The sequence below is a fragment of the Mycobacteroides sp. H001 genome (genome assembly GCF_001440005.1).
Classification (GTDB): domain Bacteria; phylum Actinomycetota; class Actinomycetes; order Mycobacteriales; family Mycobacteriaceae; genus Mycobacterium; species Mycobacterium gwanakae.
In genome coordinates, this window is the sequence record NZ_LJYH01000003.1 from 1 (window position 1) to 351 (window position 351).

At 62.1% G+C, this 351-nt stretch carries 1 pseudogene; it reads right to left on the reverse strand.

Annotated features, from left to right (window positions below):
* Window positions 1-113: 113 nt before the first annotated feature.
* Window positions 114-351, reverse strand: a pseudogene (locus AOT83_RS00015) (sensor domain-containing protein); the annotation flags it as partial.

The window sequence follows — 351 nt, forward strand, 5'->3', positions numbered from 1 at the left end:
GAATCCACGCGTGACTGCAATCCTCGACAAGTCCACCGGGGGCACGTGGCGTTGAAGGTGCCCGCAAGCCTTGAACCTCCCAACGGTAACGAGTCCCGTTGTACTGGTGAGTTTTACACGTGGCCACCGGTGTTGATCTTGTCGGTGATCAGTTGCGCAATGGCTTCGGCTTTGCCGGTTGTGCCGGGCTCTGCGGGGTTCCGCAGAGCGGCTAGGTCCATAACTTCGACGTCGATGAGGTAGCGCGATACCCGGGCTAGGGCACGCTGCACGGGCACAGGTCGGCTGCTGCCTGTGCCGGAGAACATCAGCACGGTGGTCAGCAGGTCACCGGCATCAGAGGTGCGTCCG